The organism is Mesorhizobium sp. M1217, from assembly GCF_040318275.1.
In the GTDB taxonomy this organism is placed as follows: Bacteria; Pseudomonadota; Alphaproteobacteria; order Rhizobiales; family Rhizobiaceae; genus Mesorhizobium.
Window position 1 is genome coordinate 123,483 of the sequence record NZ_JAMYMA010000007.1, and the last position, 19,762, is coordinate 143,244.

The 19,762-nt window shown below is 63.6% G+C and carries 19 protein-coding genes; 17 read left to right on the top strand and 2 right to left on the bottom strand.

Going from position 1 to position 19,762, the window contains the following annotated elements; translation table 11 throughout:
* Nucleotides 1–101: 101 nt before the first annotated feature.
* Nucleotides 102–893 (bottom strand): cyclase family protein, encoded by a 792-nt coding sequence (locus NKH37_RS14230; protein WP_353005300.1) that lies wholly within the window; start codon nucleotides 891–893, stop codon nucleotides 102–104.
* A gap of 122 nt (nucleotides 894–1,015) precedes the next feature.
* Between NKH37_RS14230 and NKH37_RS14235 the strand changes: the two genes are divergently transcribed.
* The 16 genes from NKH37_RS14235 to NKH37_RS14310 all read left to right on the top strand — a co-directional run bounded on the left by NKH37_RS14235 (nucleotide 1,016) and on the right by NKH37_RS14310 (nucleotide 17,941).
* Nucleotides 1,016–2,590 (top strand): phytoene desaturase family protein, encoded by a 1,575-nt coding sequence (locus NKH37_RS14235; protein ID WP_353041099.1) that lies wholly within the window; start codon nucleotides 1,016–1,018, stop codon nucleotides 2,588–2,590.
* Between the two features lie 108 nt (nucleotides 2,591–2,698).
* Entirely contained in the window at nucleotides 2,699–4,225 is a 1,527-nt protein-coding gene (locus NKH37_RS14240) for an ABC transporter substrate-binding protein (protein WP_352716780.1), read from the top strand.
* Nucleotides 4,226–4,295: 70 nt separating this feature from the next.
* Nucleotides 4,296–5,303 (top strand): ABC transporter permease, encoded by a 1,008-nt coding sequence (locus NKH37_RS14245; protein WP_353005302.1) that lies wholly within the window; start codon nucleotides 4,296–4,298, stop codon nucleotides 5,301–5,303.
* The gene (locus NKH37_RS14250; protein WP_352716784.1) at nucleotides 5,296–6,144 is read left to right on the top strand and encodes an ABC transporter permease; all 849 of its coding nucleotides are present in this window, start codon (nucleotides 5,296–5,298) and stop codon (nucleotides 6,142–6,144) included. The genes NKH37_RS14245 and NKH37_RS14250 overlap by 8 nt, the downstream gene beginning before the upstream one ends.
* Entirely contained in the window at nucleotides 6,141–7,031 is an 891-nt protein-coding gene (locus NKH37_RS14255; protein WP_352590791.1) for an ABC transporter ATP-binding protein, read from the top strand. The genes NKH37_RS14250 and NKH37_RS14255 overlap by 4 nt, the downstream gene beginning before the upstream one ends.
* Nucleotides 7,024–7,854: an ATP-binding cassette domain-containing protein gene (locus NKH37_RS14260; RefSeq protein WP_353041101.1), complete on the top strand. Its 831-nt coding sequence runs from the start codon at nucleotides 7,024–7,026 to the stop codon at nucleotides 7,852–7,854. The genes NKH37_RS14255 and NKH37_RS14260 overlap by 8 nt, the downstream gene beginning before the upstream one ends.
* An 80-nt stretch (nucleotides 7,855–7,934) precedes the next feature.
* Complete coding sequence (locus tag NKH37_RS14265) at nucleotides 7,935–8,534, top strand: VOC family protein (RefSeq protein WP_352483281.1); 600 nt, start codon at nucleotides 7,935–7,937, stop codon at nucleotides 8,532–8,534.
* Nucleotides 8,535–8,676: 142 nt separating this feature from the next.
* Nucleotides 8,677–10,971 (top strand): bifunctional salicylyl-CoA 5-hydroxylase/oxidoreductase, encoded by a 2,295-nt coding sequence (locus tag NKH37_RS14270; RefSeq protein WP_352847050.1) that lies wholly within the window; start codon nucleotides 8,677–8,679, stop codon nucleotides 10,969–10,971.
* Nucleotides 10,968–11,741 (top strand): SDR family NAD(P)-dependent oxidoreductase, encoded by a 774-nt coding sequence (locus tag NKH37_RS14275; RefSeq protein WP_352716787.1) that lies wholly within the window; start codon nucleotides 10,968–10,970, stop codon nucleotides 11,739–11,741. The genes NKH37_RS14270 and NKH37_RS14275 overlap by 4 nt, the downstream gene beginning before the upstream one ends.
* A complete protein-coding gene (locus NKH37_RS14280) occupies nucleotides 11,735–12,214 on the top strand; it encodes a MarR family winged helix-turn-helix transcriptional regulator (protein ID WP_352716789.1) in 480 nt (159 codons plus the stop codon). The genes NKH37_RS14275 and NKH37_RS14280 overlap by 7 nt, the downstream gene beginning before the upstream one ends.
* Nucleotides 12,202–13,014 (top strand): enoyl-CoA hydratase family protein, encoded by an 813-nt coding sequence (locus NKH37_RS14285; RefSeq protein WP_352716792.1) that lies wholly within the window; start codon nucleotides 12,202–12,204, stop codon nucleotides 13,012–13,014. The genes NKH37_RS14280 and NKH37_RS14285 overlap by 13 nt, the downstream gene beginning before the upstream one ends.
* Before the next feature lie 231 nt (nucleotides 13,015–13,245).
* Entirely contained in the window at nucleotides 13,246–14,394 is a 1,149-nt protein-coding gene (locus NKH37_RS14290; protein ID WP_352483285.1) for an acyl-CoA dehydrogenase family protein, read from the top strand.
* A gap of 75 nt (nucleotides 14,395–14,469) precedes the next feature.
* On the top strand, nucleotides 14,470–14,865 hold the full coding sequence (locus NKH37_RS14295) for a RidA family protein (protein ID WP_353041103.1): 396 nt from the start codon (nucleotides 14,470–14,472) through the stop codon (nucleotides 14,863–14,865).
* Between the two features lie 177 nt (nucleotides 14,866–15,042).
* Entirely contained in the window at nucleotides 15,043–15,834 is a 792-nt protein-coding gene (locus tag NKH37_RS14300) for an ABC transporter substrate-binding protein (RefSeq protein ID WP_023717874.1), read from the top strand.
* A 109-nt stretch (nucleotides 15,835–15,943) separates the two neighbouring features.
* Nucleotides 15,944–16,618: an amino acid ABC transporter permease gene (locus NKH37_RS14305; protein ID WP_023717875.1), complete on the top strand. Its 675-nt coding sequence runs from the start codon at nucleotides 15,944–15,946 to the stop codon at nucleotides 16,616–16,618.
* 30 nt (nucleotides 16,619–16,648) lie between these two features.
* Nucleotides 16,649–17,941, top strand: a complete 1,293-nt coding sequence (locus tag NKH37_RS14310; RefSeq protein ID WP_353041105.1) for a cysteine desulfurase-like protein — start codon at nucleotides 16,649–16,651, stop codon at nucleotides 17,939–17,941.
* On the opposite strand, the gene NKH37_RS14315 is transcribed toward NKH37_RS14310, so the two are convergent.
* Nucleotides 17,872–18,744 carry an NAD(P)H-dependent oxidoreductase gene (locus NKH37_RS14315; RefSeq protein WP_352716797.1) on the bottom strand — a complete coding sequence of 291 codons (873 nt, stop codon included), beginning with the start codon at nucleotides 18,742–18,744 and terminating at the stop codon, nucleotides 17,872–17,874. The genes NKH37_RS14310 and NKH37_RS14315 overlap by 70 nt on opposite strands.
* A gap of 93 nt (nucleotides 18,745–18,837) precedes the next feature.
* On the opposite strand from NKH37_RS14315, the gene NKH37_RS14320 reads away from it, so the two are divergent.
* A complete protein-coding gene (locus NKH37_RS14320; RefSeq protein WP_023717878.1) occupies nucleotides 18,838–19,758 on the top strand; it encodes a LysR family transcriptional regulator in 921 nt (306 codons plus the stop codon).
* Nucleotides 19,759–19,762 lie beyond the last annotated feature (4 nt).

A 19,762-nucleotide genomic window follows, 5' to 3' on the forward strand; every position in this document is an offset into this window, starting at 1 on the left:
GGGGGCGCCGTAGAGCGGCAGCTTTGCAACGCTGCCGCTCCCAACCCGTCACCACAGCATTGCCTGCGCACATGATCTTCTCCCGAAGACCGCCAGTTGCCCTATTGTCTCGGCACCAGCGCCAGGGCGCGGATCGGGCTGCCGGTACCGTGCTCGATCTTGAGCGGCGCCGCGATCAGGATCGCGCCCTTCGGCGGCAGCCGGTCGAGGTTGCAAAGGCTGGCGAGGCCGTAGCGGTTGGCCTTGTGCATCAGGCTGTGCGCCGGGAATGGCGGCTCCATTCCCCCTGCTTTGCCGGCATCGGTGCCAATCGTCTCGCTGCCCCAGCCCTTGATGTCCTTGCCGATCAGATACTGGATGGCTTCCGCGGTCGGGCCTGGCGTGTGCGGTCCGGTCTCATTGGCGTTGAGGAATTCGGCTTCCGAGCCGTTGCGCTTGTACCAGTCGGTGCGCATCACCACCCATTCGCCGGGGTTGATAGCCCCGTGCTCGGCTTCCCACGCCTTGATATGGTCGACGGTGAGCAGGAAATCGTGATCGGCGGCCGCTTGCTTCGAACAGTCGATGACATTGACGGGTCCGACAAAATTCTGCGCCGGAATGGTGTCGGTGGCGCCGTCCGGATAATCCTTGCCGGTGATCCAGTGATTGGGCGCGTCGAAATGCGTGCCCGAATGCTCGCCGAGCTTCAGCCAGTTCCACGCCCACCAAGGTCCGTTCTTGTCATAGGCGGAGATGGCATGGATCTCGATCTTCGGCGTGTCGACCGCCAGTTCCGGCGGCAGCTTGATCAGCGGCGTGTTCGGCCCGAGCGGCGCCGTCAGGTCGACCACCTGGATGGCGCCTGAAAGAAGCTGGCCGGCGACTTCGCCGAGGAGGTGTTGCGTGTCCATGGTCTCTGTTCCCTCTTCTTGGATGGCTCTGAAGGCTCGTTGCGGCCCTTAATATCCTACTAGACGAAAACATATGCATCTGCAATTATCTTTAAGCATAAAGGAAATGGGTTGGGTGGGATGTGAGCGAGTTCGACGCCATATTTGTCGGGGCAGGCCACAACAGTCTGGCATGCGCCGCGCATCTGGCGCTCAAAGGCTGGAAAACAGCGGTTTTCGAACGCAACGCAACGATCGGCGGCGCCGTCCAGACGCGCGAATTCACGCTGCCGGGTTTCCGGCACGATTTCGGCGCGATGAATCTGAGCCTTTTTGCCGGCTCGGCCTTTCACAAGAAATATGCAAATGAATTGAAAACCCACGGGTTGGAATTCGTGCCGGTGGCCGACTGTTTTGCCAGTGCGTTCCCCGACGGCCGCTGGTTCGGTGTCAGCAGCGATCTGGAAACGACCGCTGCACGAATGGCCGCCTTCTCCGCAATCGACGTCGCCACATGGCGCCGCTTGGTTGCGGCATTCCCGGCCGAGGCCGAGCATCTGTTCCGGCTGCTGGGCTCGCCGATGAGCGCTCGAGCGCTCGCCGGCACTGCCTGGAACCTGTGGCGCAAGAAGGGTTTTGCCGGCGCGCTCGATACCGGGCGGCTGCTGCTTTCCTCACCCCGCGCGTGGCTCGAGGAGATTTTCCAGTCGCCGCATGTTCGGGCGACGCTCGCTACTTGGGGCATGCATCTCGATTTTGCCCCGGACATCGCCGGCGGCGCGGTGTTCCCTTACCTCGAATCCATGGCCAACCAGTGCTTCGGCATGGTGCTCGGCAAGGGCGGCGCCGACACCATCATCCACGCTTTGTCGGGGATGCTCACGGCTGCCGGCGGCAAGATCGTCACTGGGGCTGACGTCGCCGAAATCACGGTGTCCGCCGGCAAGGCGACCGGCGTGCGGCTCGCTTCCGGCGAGATCCACACCGCCACCAGGGCTGTCATCGCCAGTGTCGCGCCCAAGGCGCTGATCGGGAAGCTGTTGCCTGACGGTTCGGGCGACGCCGGCTTCGACACGGCCATGAAAAAATTCCGCCATGCGCCGGGGACGATGATGATCCATCTGGCGCTCGACGATCTGCCGGACTGGCGCGCCCGCGCCGAGCTTCGGCAGTTCGCCTATGTGCATCTGTCGCCGTCGCTTGATGCCATGTCGCGAACCTATCAGCAGGCGATGTCCGGCATGCTGCCGGATGAACCGGTGCTGGTCGTCGGTCAGCCGACCGCGGTCGATCCCTCGCGTGCGCAGGACGGCAAGCATGTGCTGTGGGTGCAGGTGCGCATGCTGCCGGCCGAGATTGTGAGCGATGCGGCGGGCACGATCGCGGCGGCTCACTGGGACGAGGCTAGGGAGCACTACGCCGAGCGCGTCCTCGACATTATCGAGCGCTATGCGCCCGACCTTCGCCGGAAGATCCTCGGCCGCGCCGTGTTCTCGCCCATCGACCTCGAACGCGAGAACCCCAACCTTGTCGGCGGCGACCAGATCTGCGGCAGCCATCATCTGGCGCAGAATTTCCTGTTCCGGCCGGCGCGCGGCTACGCCGGCTGGAACACGCCGGTCGGCAATCTGCATCTGACCGGGGCGGCAACATGGCCGGGCGCCGGCACTGGTGCGGGCTCGGGCTTCATGCTCGCACAACAACTTGGCGGGAGGTAAAGCCGTAATTTTCAACTAGGGTGAAGGAGGATAAGGCGCGGTTGCCCAAGGAGCCTGAACCCACCGATTGACAACGACACCGCGCATAAAAGCAACAGGGGAACGACCATGACAATCAACAGACGAGAATTGCTCGGATATGGCGCGGCCGCACTTGGCGCCACGGCGCTCGGCCTGCCGCAACAAGCCAAGGCAGCCGGCGAACTGACCATCGCCTACAATGTCAACCTGCCGTCCTGGGACCCGACCACTGGGCCTTCGGCGGTCAACCCGACCATCCAGGGCCTCTACCAGTCGGTGTTCGACCAGTTCATCCCGCAGAAACCGGATCTGTCCTTTGCGCCCGGCCTGCTCACCGAATGGGGCTGGAACGACGACCGCGCCAAGATCATGATGACGGTGCGCGAAGGCGTCACCTGGCATGACGGCTCGCCCTTCACGGCCGAAGACGTGGTCTGGTCGCTGCAGCGGGCGGGCGACGAGAAGACCGGCAACCCGATCCAGTTCGTCTGGAAGAACGTCAACAATTTCAAGATCGACGGCAACAAGATCACCGGCGATGTCGTGCAATTCGACCCGGTGTATTTCAAATGGATGTCGTTCCTGACCGGCTACATCATGCCGAAGGCCTATTACGAGAAGGTCGGCGCCGAAGGCTTCGAGAAAGCTCCGATCGGCACCGGGCCCTATATGGTCGACAAATTCGAGCGCAACGCCTTCCTGCGGCTCAAGGCCAACCCTAACTATTGGGGTGGCAAGCCGGCCTTCAAAAACGTGACCATCAAGTTCGTCACCGATGCGGCGAGCCGCGTCGCCGAGATCGAGTCCGGTTCCTCGCAGGTGACGCTCGAAATCCCCTATGAGGAATATGACCGCCTGATCGCCAAGGACGGGCTTGCCGGCTCGTGCAAGAACGTTTCCGACATCGGCATGATCTTTTTCAACGACATCGATGTGATGCTGGACAAGAACGTGCGCCAGGCGGCGGTGATGGCGGTCGACAAGAAGCTGCTGGTCGACCGGCTGTTGCGCGGCTACGGCCAGCCGATCGGTACGCTGGAGACGCCGGAATACGCTGCCTACGATGCGTCGATCAAGGTCGAACATAACCCGGAAAAGGCCAAGGAATTGCTGGCCGCCTCCGGCTATTCGCCGGAAAAGCCGGTCAAGTTCACGATCCAGACGACCAAGGGCTTCAAGCCCAAGGATTACGAGATGATCCAGGCGATCGTCGGCATGTGGCGCAAGGTCGGCATCGAGGCGACGATCGAGGTCTACGAAATTGCCAAGCACTACGAGCTGCGCGCCGCCGACAAGCTGGCGCCGGCAGCCTTCTACAATTGGGGCAATGCCATCGGCGATCCCACCACGTCGACCGGCTTTGCCATGTATGGCCCAAGCCCGCATTCGGTGTGGGACAGCCAGGACCTGATCGACATGATCAACCCGCTATGGGGCGAGAAGGACGAGGCCAAGCGCATTGCCGGCTGGAAGGCCGTCGACAAATACATCGCCGAGCAGGCCTATGTGCTGCCGCTGATCCAGTATGCGCAGCCGATCGTGCATGCCAAGGGCGTCAATGTCGTGCAGCATGTGTCGGGCGCGCTGTTGCCGGCGCTGATGAGCCCTGCCTGAGATCGGCCCGGGACTAACGCGCGCCGTCTGCAACGACGGCGCGCCTTTTCCGCCAGGCATACAGGCGACCATGCTGCTGCAAAGATTCCTGATCCGTCTTCTGACGATGGCGATCACGCTGTTCGGCGTGGCCGTCGTCGTCTTTATCGTCATCCGCGTCGCCCCCGGCGATCCGATCGCGATGATGCTGCCGCCCGGCGCCACCGATGCCGACATCGCGCGGCTGCGCGCGCTGTACGGGCTGGACAAGACGATCGTCCAGCAATTCTTCATCTGGCTGTCCGGCGTAGTCAGAGGCGATTTCGGCACGTCGATCTCACTGCGGCAGGATGTGCTGGGGCTGGTCTTCAATCGCCTCCCGGCGACGCTGGAGCTCGCCTCCGTCGCGCTTGTGATGGCGATGGCGATCGGCGGCACGATGGCGATCCTCGGCGCGCGCGAGCGCGGCACCGCGGTCGAGGCCGGCATCGACATTGCCAGTGGTGCGGCGCTCTCGATTCCCGATTTCCTGTGGGGTCTGGTGCTGATCCTGTTGTTCGGCGTGCTGCTGCCTATATTCGACATTTCCGGCCGGGTGTCGCCGCAGCTCGACCTGCCCTTCGCCACGCAATTCTATCTGTTCGAAAGCATCGTGCGACTGCGCTTCGACCTGACCAAGGACCTGCTGGCACACATGCTGATGCCGGCGATCGCGCTGGCGCTGCCGCTGGCCGCGATCATCTCGCAGCTGCTGAAACAGTCGCTGAAGGAAGTGCTCGACCTCGACTATGTCGTGCTGGCGCGGGTAAAGGGCTTTTCGGAAACGCAGGTCATCCTGCGCGAGGCGTTGAAGAACGCGGCGCTGCCGACGCTCACTCTGGTCGGCGTGCAGTTTACCTTCCTGATCGGCGGCACGGTCATCGTCGAACGGCTGTTTTCCTATGAAGGTCTCGGCAATATGGCGATCGATGCCGTCATCAATCGCGACCTGCCGCTGATCCAGGGCATCGTGCTGGTCTTCGCGCTGTTGTTCGTGCTGATCAACCTTGCCGTCGACATGATGTACGCGTTGCTCAATCCGAGGCTGCGCCATGGATGAGGCCCGCATTTCAAGACATGGCTCGCGCGCCCGCCTGTGGCTGGCCGGCGGCTGGCTGCTGATTGCGCTGCTGGCCGCAATTTTTGCGCCGCTGGTCGCACCGCAGGACCCGCTGGCGCAGGATCTGATGCTGGAGCGCCTGCCGCCGTTCTGGCTGGGCGGTGCCGAGCCCGGCTACTGGCTCGGCACCGACAGCCTCGGCCGCGATCTGTTGTCACGGCTGATCTTCGGTGCGCGCATCGCCTTCATCGTCGCCTTCGCGGCGGCCTTTGCCGCCTGCCTGGTCGGCTCGGCGCTCGGCCTGATCGCCGGCTATTTCGGCGGCTGGGCCGACCGCATCATCTCGCGTATCGTCGATGTCTGGATGGCGTTTCCGCCGGTGCTGTTTGCCATCCTTCTGGTCGCCGTGCTCGGCACCGGCTTGAGCTCGGTCATCATCGCCATCGCCGTCATCGACTGGACGCGCTTCTGCCGGGTGATCCGCGCCGAGACCATGGGTCAGTCGCGCATGGACTATGTCGAGAACGCCCGCATCGCCGGCTATGGCCGCATCGGCATCATGCTGCGCGAGGTGCTGCCCAATGTGGTGCCGTCGATTGTGGCGCTGCTGTCGCTGGAGATGGGCATTGCCGTCATCGTCGAGGCGATCCTGTCCTTCGTCAATCTGTCGATCTCGACAGACGACCCGACCTGGGGCGGCATCATCGCCGAGGGCCGCCTGTCGATCCATCAGGCCTGGTGGGTGCTGGTGTTCCCGCTGGTCACGCTGATCCTGACGGTGCTGTCGTTCAGCCAGTTCGGCGAGGGCCTCAGGGCGCGTTTCGATCCGGTGCTGCGATGAACGCGCCTGCGAAACCCTGCCTGGACATACGCAACCTTAGCGCGGTGCTGCCTAATGGCTTGCGCGTGCTGCGCTCGGTGTCGCTCGCCGTCGAGCCCGGAGAAGTCCGCGCGCTGGTCGGCGAGAGCGGCGCCGGCAAGACAATGATCGGCAAGGCCGTGCTCGGCGTGCTGCCACCGAGCGTGCGCATCGTCGAAGGCGATATGCTGCTCGAAGGCGAGGATCTGGGCCGGCTGGCACCCAAGGCAAGGCGCACCCTGATCGGCGCGCGCACGGCGCTGATCCCGCAAGACCCGCTGACGGCGCTCAATCCGTCACGGCGCATCGGCCCGCAAATGACCGACCGGCTGGTGCGCATCCTCGGCTGGAGCGGTGAGAAGGCCGATGCACGCATCCGCCAATTGCTGGACGAGGTGCAGATCCGCGACCCCGAGCGCGTGCTCAAATGCTATCCGCACGAGCTGTCCGGCGGCATGCGGCAGCGCGTGCTAATCGCCGCGGCGTTTGCAGCCGAACCAAGGCTGATCGTCGCCGACGAGCCGACGACCGCGCTCGACGTGACCGTGCAGAAACAGATCTTGCGGCTGATCGCGCAATTACAGCGCGAGCACGGCACGGCGATCCTGTTCGTTACTCACGATCTCGGTGTGGTTGCCAAGATCAGCCAGAAAGTTTCGGTGCTCTATGCTGGCAAGGTGGTGGAAGAGGCCGATACCGCAGCGCTGTTCGCCGCACCCCAGCACCCTTATACGCTGGCGCTGATGGCGGCGACACCGCGTTACACCGATCCGTTCGCCTCGCTGAAGCCGGTCGACGACAAGGTACTGGCCGGGCTGGCCGCGGAGATCGCCGCCGCCGACCAGGCATGGAGGCGACCGCATGGTTGAGCCGCTGTTTTCCGTGCGCGGGTTGAAGGTTGCGTTGCCCGATATGACGCGCAAACCGCTGATCGGCCGGGCGCCGCTGGCCGAGATCCTGAAAGGCCTGGATTTCGACCTGCCAAGGGGATCGGTGACCGGCATCGTCGGCGAATCCGGCTCCGGCAAATCGACGCTCGGCCGCGCGCTGGTGCGCCTGCTGGAGCCCAGTGCCGGCAACGTCATGTTCGACGGCCGCGACATCACACATCTGCCTGAGGCCGAGCTCCGGCCGCTGCGCCGCAATCTGCAGATGATCTTCCAGGATCCGATGTCGTCGCTCAACCCGCGCCGCACCATCTTCAGCATCATTGCAGCACCCCTCAAACAGAACGGGCTTGGCGACAATCTCAAGGCACGCGTCGCGGAGGCGCTGCAGCGCGTCGGCCTGCCGCAGAGCTTTGCCGGCCGCTGCCGTCACGAATTGTCGGGCGGCCAGCGCCAGCGCGTCGGCATTGCCCGCGCACTGGCGCTGTCGCCGAAATTCGTGCTGGCCGACGAAATCGTCTCCGGCCTCGACGTCTCGACCCAGGCGCAGATCCTGACGTTGCTGGAAAAACTCGCCGCCGAAATGGGCCTGACCGTTGCCTTTATCAGCCACGATCTGTCGGTGATCCGGAGGCTCTGCCGGCAAGTGATCGTCATGCGCGAAGGCGCGATCGTCGAAGCCAGCGCGACGGATACTTTGTTCGAGCACCCGCGGCAGGCCTACACGCGCGACCTCCTCGCCGCCATTCCGCTGCCCGAGATCGATGACGCCTGGCTGCTTCCCGCCCCAAAGGCGCCGGCATGAAGCACAATCCTATTCGCACGCCGAAGAGCGGGCCTCGGGCGTGCGCCCGGCAAAATGTCTCGCTATGGAGGATGACTGATATGAAGAATGCGATCCGATATGCGACGCTTGCAGCCACCGTGCTGGGAAGCATCGGCACCGCTTGCGCCAGTTCCATACCCGGCATGCGTGGCCACGACCACACCGGCGTCACCGTCCCCGACATGCAGCAGGCGGTCGATTTCTTCACCGAAGTGGTTGGCTGCAAGAAGGCGATGTCGTTCGGCCCGTTCGCCGACGACAAGGGCACATTCATGCAGGATCTGCTGGGCGTCGATCCCAAGGCGGTGATCGAGGAGATCACCCTGGTCCGCTGCGGACACGGGTCGAACATCGAGCTGTTCAAATACACCGCGCCGGACCAGAAGGACCTGACGCCTCGCAACAGCGACATAGGCGGCTTCCATATCGCCTTCTATGTCGACGACATCGCCGCCGCAAAAGCCTATCTTGACGGCAAGGGCGTCAAGACGCGAATGGGACCGCTGCCGGTTACCGAAGGCCCCGCCGCCGGCCAGGCCATCCTTTACTTCCAGGCCCCTTGGGGCTTGCAGTTGGAAGCGATCAGCTATCCCAATGGCATGGCCTATGAAAAGGATGCAGAAACGGTGCTGTGGAGCCCGAAGAACCCGGAAAAATAGCCCGGGAGTCCCTGGCCTGCCGAGCCGACTGCCGGCAAGGCGAGTTATCCGGGGCGGATTGTTTCAATCTTGAAACTTCAAGCTTGAATTAATTTTCCTCAGGCGTAAACTCGACAAACAGAAGCGAAGAGGAGATCGCACGATGAAAGTTGCGGTTCTCGGCGGCGGACCAGCCGGCCTCTACTTTGCCATCTCGATGAAGCTCCGGGATGCGGCGCATGAGGTGACGGTGTTCGAGCGCAACCGTGCCGACGATACGTTCGGCTGGGGCGTCGTGCTGTCGGCCGAAACGCTGGAGAACCTGACCAGGAACGACCCGGTCAGCGCCGTCTGGATCCGCAAGCATTTTGCCTATTGGGACGATATCGCCGTTATCCATGACGGCGTGCGCACGGTCTCGACCGGTCACGGCTTTTGCGGCATCGGCCGCAAGCGGCTGCTCACGCTGCTGCAGCGGCGGGCGCGCGAACTCGGCGTCAAGCTGGTCTTCGAAATCGACATCGCCGATCCCAAGCCATATATGGAGACGCACGACCTGGTCGTCGCCGCCGATGGGCTGAACTCGAAAGCGCGGGGCGCCTTCGTCGACGTGTTCAAGCCCGATATCGATGTCCGCAAATGCAAGTTCGTCTGGCTCGGCACCCGTCAGAAATTCGACGACGCCTTCACCTTCATCTTCGAGAAAACCGAACATGGCTGGGTCTGGGCGCATGCCTACCAGTTCGACAGCGATACCGCGACCTTCATCGTCGAATGCAGCGAGCAGACCTGGCAACGCTTCGGCTTCGGCGCGATGTCTCAGCAGGAATCGATTGCCGTCTGCGAGCGCATCTTTGCCCGCCATCTCGGCGGCCACGCGCTGATGACCAACGCCAATCATATCCGCGGCTCGGCCTGGATCAATTTCCCGCGCGTCTTGTGCGAACGCTGGTCCTACAAAAACCTGGCGCTGATGGGCGACGCGGCGGCGAGCGCGCATTTCTCGATCGGGTCCGGCACCAAGCTGGCGCTGGAAAGCGCGGTGGCGCTGGCCGACTATGTCGAGTCCGAGCCGGACCTCGAGGCAGCCTTCCGCAAATATGAGGACGCCCGTCGCACCGAAGTGCTGAAGCTGCAGTCGGCGGCACGCAATTCGCTCGAATGGTTCGAGGAGGTCGAGCGCTATCTCGGCCTCGATCCGGTGCAGTTCAATTATTCGCTGCTGACGCGTTCGCAGCGCATCAGTCACGAGAATTTGCGGCTGCGCGATGCCGAATGGCTGGCCGGCGCCGAGGAATGGTTCCAACGTCAGGCCGGTGCTGGCGGCAACAGTCTGCGTCGCGCGCCGATGTTTGCGCCGTTCCGGCTGCGCGACATGGCGCTGCAGAACCGTATCGTCGTCTCGCCGATGGCGCAGTACAAGGCGGTCGACGGCTGTCCGACCGACTGGCATTTCGCCCACTATGCCGAACGGGCCAAGGGCGGCGCCGCTCTCCTCTACATCGAGATGACCTGTGTCAGCCCGGAAGGCCGCATCACGCCTGGCTGCCCCGGTTTCTATGCGCCCGAGCATGAGGTCGCCTGGAAGCGGCTGGTCGAGTTCGTCCATGCCGAAACCGAAGCCAAAATCTGTGCGCAGATCGGCCATTCCGGCGCCAAGGGATCGACCCGGCTCGGCTGGCAGGGAACCGACGTGCCGCTGACCTCGGGCAATTGGCCCGTCATGGCGGCATCTTCCGTGCCGTGGTCGCCGCAGAACCAGGTGCCGAAGGCGATGGACCGCGCCGACATGGATACGGTGCGCGAGCAGTTCGTCGCTTCGGCCGAGATGGCGGCGCGCTGCGGCTTCGACATGCTCGAAATCCACGCCGCGCACGGTTATCTCCTGTCCTCCTTCATCACACCCTTGACCAACCGGCGCACCGACTCCTATGGCGGCTCGTTGGAAAACCGCATGCGCTATCCCTTGGAAATCTTTCATGCGGTGCGCGCCGTATGGCCGGCTGAAAAGCCGATCTCGATGCGCATCTCCGCCAATGACTGGCTCGGCATCGAGGGCGTGACGCCGGCCGATGCGGTCGAGATCGCGCGGCAGCTGCATGAAGCCGGAGTCGACATCTGCGACGTGTCGGCCGGCCAGACTTCGGCCGTGGCAAGACCGGTCTATGGCCGCATGTTCCAGACGCCATTTTCCGACCGCATCCGCAACGAAGTCGGCATGGCGACCATGGCGGTCGGCAATATCTACGAGCCGGACCATGTCAACTCGATCCTGATGGCCGGCCGCGCCGACCTCGTCGCACTGGCAAGGCCGCATCTTGCCGATCCCTACTGGACGCTGCATGCGGCGGTCACGCTTGGCGATCGCGGCGTCAAATGGCCGGATCCCTATCTGCCCGGCCGCGACCAACTCTACCGGCTGGCCGAGCGCGAAGCGGCGGCGGGGTTGAAAGTATGAGTTCCGCCGCAGCGATTTCAGGGCGACATGCGCTGGTCACCGGCGGCGGCTCCGGCGTCGGCCGGGCGATCGCGCTGGCGCTGGCCGGCGCAGGCATCGATGTGACCATCTGTGGCCGGCGCGTGGAGCCGCTTGCCGAGGTCGCCGCTCAGAACAAGCGCATCTTCGCCATTGCCGCCGACGTCACCGACGAGGCATCGATGGCGTCGCTCTACGAGGACGCGGAAGCGGCACGCGGACCGTTAGACGTCGTCGTTGCCAATGCCGGCATGTCCGGCAGCGCCTCGGCGCAGCGGACCTCGCTGGCAGACTGGCAGCGCACGCTCGACGTCAACTTGACCGGTGTGTTCCTGACGGTGAAGCCGGCGCTGGCCGGCATGGCCGCGCGCAAGACGGGCCGTATCATCTTCATCGCTTCCACCGCCGGACTGAAAGGCTATCCCTATGTTGCAGCTTATGTCGCAGCCAAGCATGGCGTCGTCGGTCTGATGCGGGCACTCGCCGTCGAGACCGCGAAGTCCGGCGTGACCGTAAATGCGGTGTGCCCGGGTTTCGTCGAAACCGAAATGCTGGAAGGCGCCGTTCGGCGCATCCTCGAAACGACCGGCCGCTCGGCCGAGCAGGCGCGGACAAGCCTTGCCGAGACCAACCCGCAAGGCCGCTTCATCCAGCCAGAGGAAATTGCAGCCGCCGTGCTCTATCTGTGTAGCGACGCCGCCGGGTCGATCACCGGACAAACGATTTCGATCTCCGGAGGTGAGACATGGTAGCCGGTCCCCTGCCCGCCCCGTCCGGACCCGGCAAGGACCGCCTGCGGCTGTGGATACGCTTGCTGCGCGCCTCGCGCACCATCGAGGCCGAGCTGCGCGAACGCTTGCGGCAAGAATTCAACACAACGCTGCCACGCTTCGACGTGATGGCCGCGCTCTACAGGGCGCCCGAGGGCATGCTGATGAGCGACCTGTCGCGCTTCCTGCTAGTGTCCAACGGCAATGTCACGGGCATCATCGACCGGCTGGTCTCGGAAGGGCTGGTGATGCGAGCCCGACGCAATGGCGACCGCCGCACCTCGATGGTACGGCTGACGGAAGAGGGATCGAAGACTTTCGCCGTGATCGCCGCCGCGCATGAAAAATGGGTCGGCGAATTGCTGGGCAATGTGAGCGAGGACGAGGCGCGCCGGCTGACCGGCATGCTGACCTCCTTCCGCAGCAATTGGGAGGGACGGGAATGGCAAAGATAGCCGGCCGCAAGCCGAAGCATTTCCTCTGGCAGGTTGAAGGCAAAATCGCAAAGATCCGGCTTGACCGGCCGGAGCGCAAGAACCCGCTGACCTTCGACAGCTATGCCGAATTGCGCGACACTTTTCGCGATCTCGTCTATGCCGACGACGTCGATGCGGTGGTGTTCCTTCCCAATGGCGGCAATTTCTGCTCGGGCGGCGATGTCCACGAAATCATCGGCCCACTGGTCAAGATGGACATGAAGGCGCTGCTCGCCTTCACTCGCATGACCGGCGATTTCGTCAAGGCGATGCTGAATTGCGGCAAGCCGATTATTGCGGCGGTCGACGGCGTGGCGGTCGGCGCCGGCGCGATTATCGCCATGGCCTCCGACATCCGCATCGCCACGCCACAGGCAAAAACGGCTTTCCTGTTCAGCCGCGTCGGCCTTGCCGGCTGCGACATGGGCGCCTGCGCGATCCTGCCGCGCATCATTGGCCAGGGTCGCGCCGCCGAACTGCTCTATACCGGCCGCACGATGAGCGCCGAGGAAGGCGAGCGCTGGGGCTTCTACAATCGGCTGGTCGATGCCGCAACGCTCGAGGCCGACGCGCTCGACATGGCCGCGCGCATCGTTTCCGGCCCAACCTTCGCCCATGGCATGACCAAGACGCAGCTGAACCAGGAGTGGTCGATGGGCCTCGACCAGGCTATCGAGGCGGAAGCGCAGGCGCAGGCGATCAGCATGCAGACCCGCGATTTCGAACGGGCCTACAAGGCTTTCGTCGCCAAGGAGAAGCCGGTGTTCGAGGGGGATTGAGGATGATCGCTTCCATGGGCACGCTGGCAAGACAGCACCCCCCTCTGGCCTGCCGGCCATCTCCCCCTCAAGGGGGGAGATTGGATGTCAGGCCCGCTTTCGCCAATCTCCAACATCGCCGGGAGAGCAGTGGCAGCGAAGCCGCCAATCTCCCCCCTAGAGGGGGAGATGTCCGGCAGGACAGAGGGGGGCGCCGTGGAGCGCCAGCGCCGGAGAACTGTGGAGGCAGAAATGCCTGACCGTTCCTTCCTCACCTGGCCGTTTTTCGAGGACCATCACCGCGAGTTGGCAGAGCGGCTGGAGGCATGGTGCGCCAAGAACCTGCCGGTCGCGCATGACGATGTCGACGCAGCCTGCCGCGAGCTGGTGGCCAAGCTCGGCCGGGATGGCTGGCTGAAACCGACAGCGCTCGACACCGAAAACCCTGCAGCACTCGACGTGCGCACATTGTGCCTCACGCGCGAAACGCTGGCCCGGCATGACGGGCTGGCCGATTTCGCCTTCGCCATGCAAGGGCTCGGCACCGGCGCGCTCAGCCTGTTCGGCACGCCAGACCAGCAGCACTGGCTGGGGAAGACACGGGCCGGCAAGGCGATTTCGGCTTTCGCACTGTCGGAGGCGCGTTCGGGCTCGGACGTTGCCAATATGGAAATGACGGCCACGCGTGACGGCGATAGCTATATCCTATCCGGCGAAAAAACCTGGATCTCCAACGGCGGTATCGCTGACTTTTATGTTGTCTTTGTCCGTACTGGCGAAGCGCCCGGTGCCAAGGGGCTTTCGGCGTTCATCGTGCCGGCCGAGACAAAGGGCCTGACCATCGCCGAGCGGCTGGAGGTGATCGCGCCGCACCCGCTCGCCCGGCTGTCTTTCGACAATGCCCGCGTTCCAGCCTCGGCGCTGATCGGCAAACCCGGTGATGGTTTTCGCATCGCCATGTCGGTGCTCGACGTGTTCCGTTCGACGGTCGGGGCAGCTGCGCTCGGCTTTGCCCGGCGCGCGCTGGACGAAAGCATCAAAAGAGTGGCCGAGCGCAGGCTGTTCGGTGCAGCGATGGCCGAGCTGCAGATGGTGCAGGGCCACATCGCCGAGATGGCGCTGGATGTCGATGCCGCCGCCTTGTTGGTCTACCGCGCCGCCTGGACCAAGGACATGGGGACCGCCCGTGTCACCCGCGAAGCGGCGATGGCCAAGCTGTTCGCCACCGACAAGGCGCAGGAGGTGATCGACAGGGCTGTGCAGCTGCATGGCGGCGACGGCGTCCGCAGGGGCCATATCGTCGAAAGACTGTATCGCGAGATCCGGGCACTGCGCATCTACGAGGGAGCGTCGGACGTGCAGAAGGTGGTGATTGCACGGCAAGTGATGGGAGCGGCCTGAGACCGGAGTTTGTGTGGAAGAATTGATTGTCTTTGAGTTTTGAGCGACCGGATTTGAGCATTGGGAGGCTTTGATATGCACACCATCCTGCAGCCGGAAGGCTGGGCGAAACCCGTCGGCTACGCCAATGGCGTCGCCGCGCGTGGGCAGCTTGTCTTCGTCGGCGGGCAGGTCGGCTGGAACGGGCAGGGCCGCTTCGAGACCGACGATCTTGTCGGCCAGGTGAAGCAGACGCTGGCCAATATTGTCGCCGTGCTCGCCGAGGCCGGCGCCAAGCCGCAGCATATCACCTCGATGACCTGGTACTTTACCGACAAGGCGGGATATTTGGCCAATCTCAAGGGGATCGGCGAGGTCTATCGCGAGGTGATCGGCCGGCATTTTCCGGCGATGGCCGCCATGCAGGTGATGGCGTTGGTCGAGGATCGCGCCAAGGTTGAGATCCAGGCCACGGCGGTTATTCCGGACTGATGGCAGCACGCGGCAATTTTTTAAGCTTAAAACTTTCGCCTTGAAAAGCGCGGTACTTTGGATAGCATCCGATGTCTTACGACTGCCGTGGCGGGAGGGCTTTCCGGCAGTCCGGTTACTTGGCGTATCAAAACCGTGCGGGGCCAACCCGTCCGATCACAACCAGAGGGAACGAAAATGAACTTCACCCGTCGCAACCTGCTTCTTGTTGCTGCCGCCATCGGCATCGCCGGCGGCCCGGCCTATGCCGAAGGCACGCTGAATGTCGGCGCCTATCCGACCAATCCGCCTTTTGAATACAAGAACGAGAGCGGTACATTCGAGGGTTTCGAAGTCGACATCATCAACGAAGCGGCAAAGCGTATCGGCATGACCACTGACATCGCCGACCTCGGTTTCCAGGCGCTGTTCGCCGCCACCACCTCTAAGCGCATCGACGTCGCCATTTCGTCGATCACCATCACGCCGGAGCGGCTGAAGTCGCAGTCGTTCACGCAACCCTACTATGATTCCGACATGGGCATCGCCGCGAAGGCCGATAGCCCAATCAAGGCCGAGGCCGACCTCAAGGGCAAGATCGTCGGCGTGCTGTCCGGCTCGACCGGCGAAACCTGGGTCAAGGCGCACCAGGAAGCGGACGGGTTCAGTGACGTCAAGGGCTACGACACGCAGCAGAATTTGCTGCTCGATCTCAGCTCCGGCCGCGTCGATGCGGCGGTCAGCGATATTCCGGGCCTGGAATATTCTTTCACCAGGATGAAGGATCTCGCCGTAAAAGAGCGCATCAAGACCGGCGAGCAGTACGGCCTGATGATGACCAAGGACCACCCGTTGCTCGGCAAGCTGAACGACGCGCTGACCGCGATGAAGACGGATGGCACGCTGGCCGCGATCCACAAGAAATGGTTCGGCAGCGACGCACCGGCCGATTCCTCGACCGTCAAGGAAATGCCTATGCCGAAGGCCTGAGCGGCAGTTCGCGCTTAAATGTCGTGCCGGCTTTCGGTGCCGGCACGATTTCGGATTTCGGGCTCGGGCTCGAGCGTCGCGGGACGCCAAACGTTTCGGGAATGCTGCGATGTCGCTGCTGGACACCTTCTTCAACGCCGACGTCATGATCTCCAGCCTGCCGGCACTGCTGCGCGGCTTCCTGAACACGCTGCTGCTCGGAATCATGAGCATCGGCATCGGTATTCCCGTCGGCCTCGCGATCAGCCTGGTACGGCTCTATGCGCCAAAGCCGCTTCGGCTGCTGGCTGTCGGCTACATCGACATTTTCCGGGCGATGCCGGTGCTGGTCGTGCTGATCCTGATCTACTATGCGCTGCCGTTTCTCGGCATACGCCTGTCGTCTTGGACTTCCGCGGTGATGGCGTTCGCCATCATCATGGCGGCCTATTCGGCCGAGGTGTTCCGCTCCGGCATAGAAAGCATTCCGCGCGGCCAGTTCGAGGCGGCGCAGGCGCTCGGCCTGCCGTTCTTGCTGACCTTGCGCAAGGTAGTGCTGCCGCAGGCGATCCGCGTCGTCATTCCACCGATGACCAGCAACTGCGTTTCGATGTTCAAGGACACCTCGCTCGCCTCCACCGTGGCGCTGCCCGAACTGCTGAAGGAAGCGACCAACGCGCAATCGCTCTATGCCAACCCCTCACCGCTGATCGGCGCCGCGCTGGTCTATCTCATCTTTCTCTGGCCGATGGTCCGTCTCGTCAGCCTCCTTGAACGCCGATTTCAAACCGAAAAGACCCGCTGAATCTGTCAGCGCACTTCGCAGGAGACGACCTTGAACCAGCATCAGATTTCGAAAACGGGCGATGCCGCAGCTTTCCCGGTCGAGACGATCCGCGCCATGTTTCCCGCCTTGCAGCAGGCCGGCGACTTCATCTTCATGGACAATGCCGCCGGCGCGCAGATCCCGCAAAGTGTGCTCGACGCGGTCACCAACCATTTGGTCGCGCATAATGTGCAGCGCGGCGGCCGCTACGGCCGCAGCGTCACCGTCGATCAAGCCGTCGCCGGCGCGCGCGAAAGCGTGGCCTTGCTGATCAACGCCACCAACCCGGCGGAGATCTGTTTCGGCATGAACGCCACTTCGTTCATCCGCCTGGTCAGCCTCGGCATCGGCCAGATGCTTTCTGAGCGACCAAACGGGGAGCGTGACGAGATCGTCATCACCGACATGGATCACGATGCCAATATCGCGACGTGGCTGGCGCTGGCACCCGCCGGCGCCAAGTTCAAATGGTGGCGGATGCGCGAGGACGGCAATCTGCATGTCGACGATTTGCGCCCGCTGGTCTCCGAGCGCACCCGCCTCGTGGCCTGCACGGTGACGGCGCATTCGATCGGCTCGATCGTCGACGTTGCTTCAGTGGCTGGGATCGCGCATGCGGCAGGCGCCGAAGTGTTCCTCGACTGCGTGCATTACGGCCCGCACGGGCTGATCGATGTGCAGGCATGGGACTGCGACTATCTGGTCTGCTCCGGCTACAAGAATTTCTCGCCGCATATGGGCTTCCTGTGGGGCCGCTTCGAAACGCTGAAGCGTCTGCCGACCTTCCGCGAGGACTTCATTCCCGACGAGCCGCCCTATAAGATCGAGGCCGGCACCTTCATCTACGAGAACGCCTCCGGCATGGATGCCGCGGTGCGCTATCTCGAATCGATCGGCCGCAATTTCGCTCCAGCCAATAACCGATCGCGCCGCGACAACATCGTCGCCGGTATGAATGCCATTCGCGATTACGAGCAGGTGCTGGCGCGCGAAATGCTGGCGGTGCTCAAAGATTGCGGCGCGACGATCTACGGCGTGGCCGAAGAGGCACGCCTCCGCGAGCGCGTGCCGACCTTCTGCTTCAACATCGGCACGCTGTCGCCGCAGAGGATCGTCGAGGAGATGGCCGAGATGCAGATCGGCATTCGCGACGGCCACATGTATGCGCCGCGCCTGATGAAGCGGCTCAACCTCAGCATGGACAGCGGCGCCGTCCGCGCCTCGCTGGTGCATTACAATACGATCGAGGAAGTCCGGCGCTTCGGCGAGGCGCTTCGCACCATCATTGCCCGGCTGTCCTGATCGGGCTGGCCGGCGGCGCCGGCGCGATCCTCGTGAAGGGCGAAGGCGGTCGCACCCGGGTTCTCCAAGCCGGGGCGCAACTGCATGCTTGGGATCAGGTAATCGCCGCCATTCTGCTGCCGATAAGGAATGGGCTGGATTGTCTCGAGCGTCCGCATCCTTTCGCGCAGTCGCTCCGCGACAGGCTCGAAATCGGCCTCCCCGAAACGGTCCACCCTGTAGACCACGAACGGCGGAAGCACGTCGTAGCCCGGATAGTATAGAATCCCGTGGTTGATCGGGAACAGCAGGTCGTCGATCGGGCCGTTGACGCCGCGGGCGGAATAATGCTCCTCCCAGCCGCCGGTGGTAACGATTAGCATCGCGCGCTTGCCGGCGAGCGTTCCCTCGCCAAAGCGGTCACCCCACCTCTTATCGCTGTGCTCGCCGACGCCATAGGCGAAGCCGTAGGCATACACCCGATCGACCCAGCCCTTGAGGATCGCCGGCATGGCGTACCACCACAGGGGAAACTGGAGGATCAGGGTGTCGGCCCATAGCAGCTTGTCGATCTCCGCTTTGACGTCATCGGTCAGAGTGCCGCTCGCAAAAGCTTTTTTGGAGGCGCCGGCCGGCAGGAAGCGTGCTTCGGGCGGCCACGACGGAAAGTCGGCACGGTCCACCTCGGATTTCCAGCCATCGGCATAGAGGTCAGACACCCGCACCTCGTGGCCTTGGGTCTCGAGCTCCCTGATGGCGACGTCACGCAGTGCGCCGTTGAGCGAATTCGGTTCAGGATGAGCAAAAACAAGCAGGACTTTCATGGGTCTACTCCGAAGAAGGACGATAGACACCAAAGGTAGCCAGCCGTCGGCTAATCCACTATATGTCGGAAATGTATAAGATAATGCCGAATAATGGATAAATCGGACGTCACCCTCGAGCGCATGCGCACCTTCGTTCGCGTCGCCGAGCGCGGCAGCCTCTCGGCGGTGGCGCGCGAGCTCGGAGTTGGTCAGTCGACGGTCACGCGGCATCTGCGGGAGCTCGAGGAGGCCGTCGGCGTGCCCTTGCTCAGCAGGACCACCCGGCGTGTCACGATGACCGATGAAGGCAGCCGTTACTATGCCGACAGCGTCCAGATCCTGCGCCTCGTTGAGCAGGCCGGCGATGAGGCGCGAGGCACGCGCGGCGCATCGGCTGGCACGATCCGGATATCCTGCACGGCGGCGCTCGGCGTCTTGCACGTCAGCCGGCTGATCTTCGCCTTTCAGGACCGTTATCCCGACATCGGCATCGATCTCAGCCTAACCGACGAGCGCATCGACCTTGTGCGGGAGGGCGTCGACATCGCGCTTCGCCTCGGTCCGCTCACCGACAGCTCGATGAAGCTGCGGGCGCTCGGTCAGTCCCGGCGTCTGCTGGTGGCGGCGCCGGCCTATCTGGCGGCCCGGGGCAGACCGGCTGTCCCGCAGGATCTGCCTGGCCATGAAGGCATTCGGATGTCGAACATCGCGGGAAGCGACACGCTCGCCCTGCAGGGGCCGGGCGGCGAGCGCTTTGCGGTGCCCTTTGGCGGCCGATTTCGGGTCGACCATGGGCTTGCTGCGCGCAAAGCCCTTGTCGCCGGACGCGGTATCGCACCCGCCCACCACTGGCTTGTCGACGATCTTCTGGCGGCCGGCCGGCTGGAAATTATCCTGCCGGGCTATTTTCCGCCTCCCGTCCCGCTGAGCATGCTGATCGTTCCGGAGCGTGCGGGCATTGCCCGGGTGCGGCTACTGGTCGACTTTCTCGCCGAGCAGATCTCCGGCATTCCGGGGATCGAGAAGCGGTAGCCGG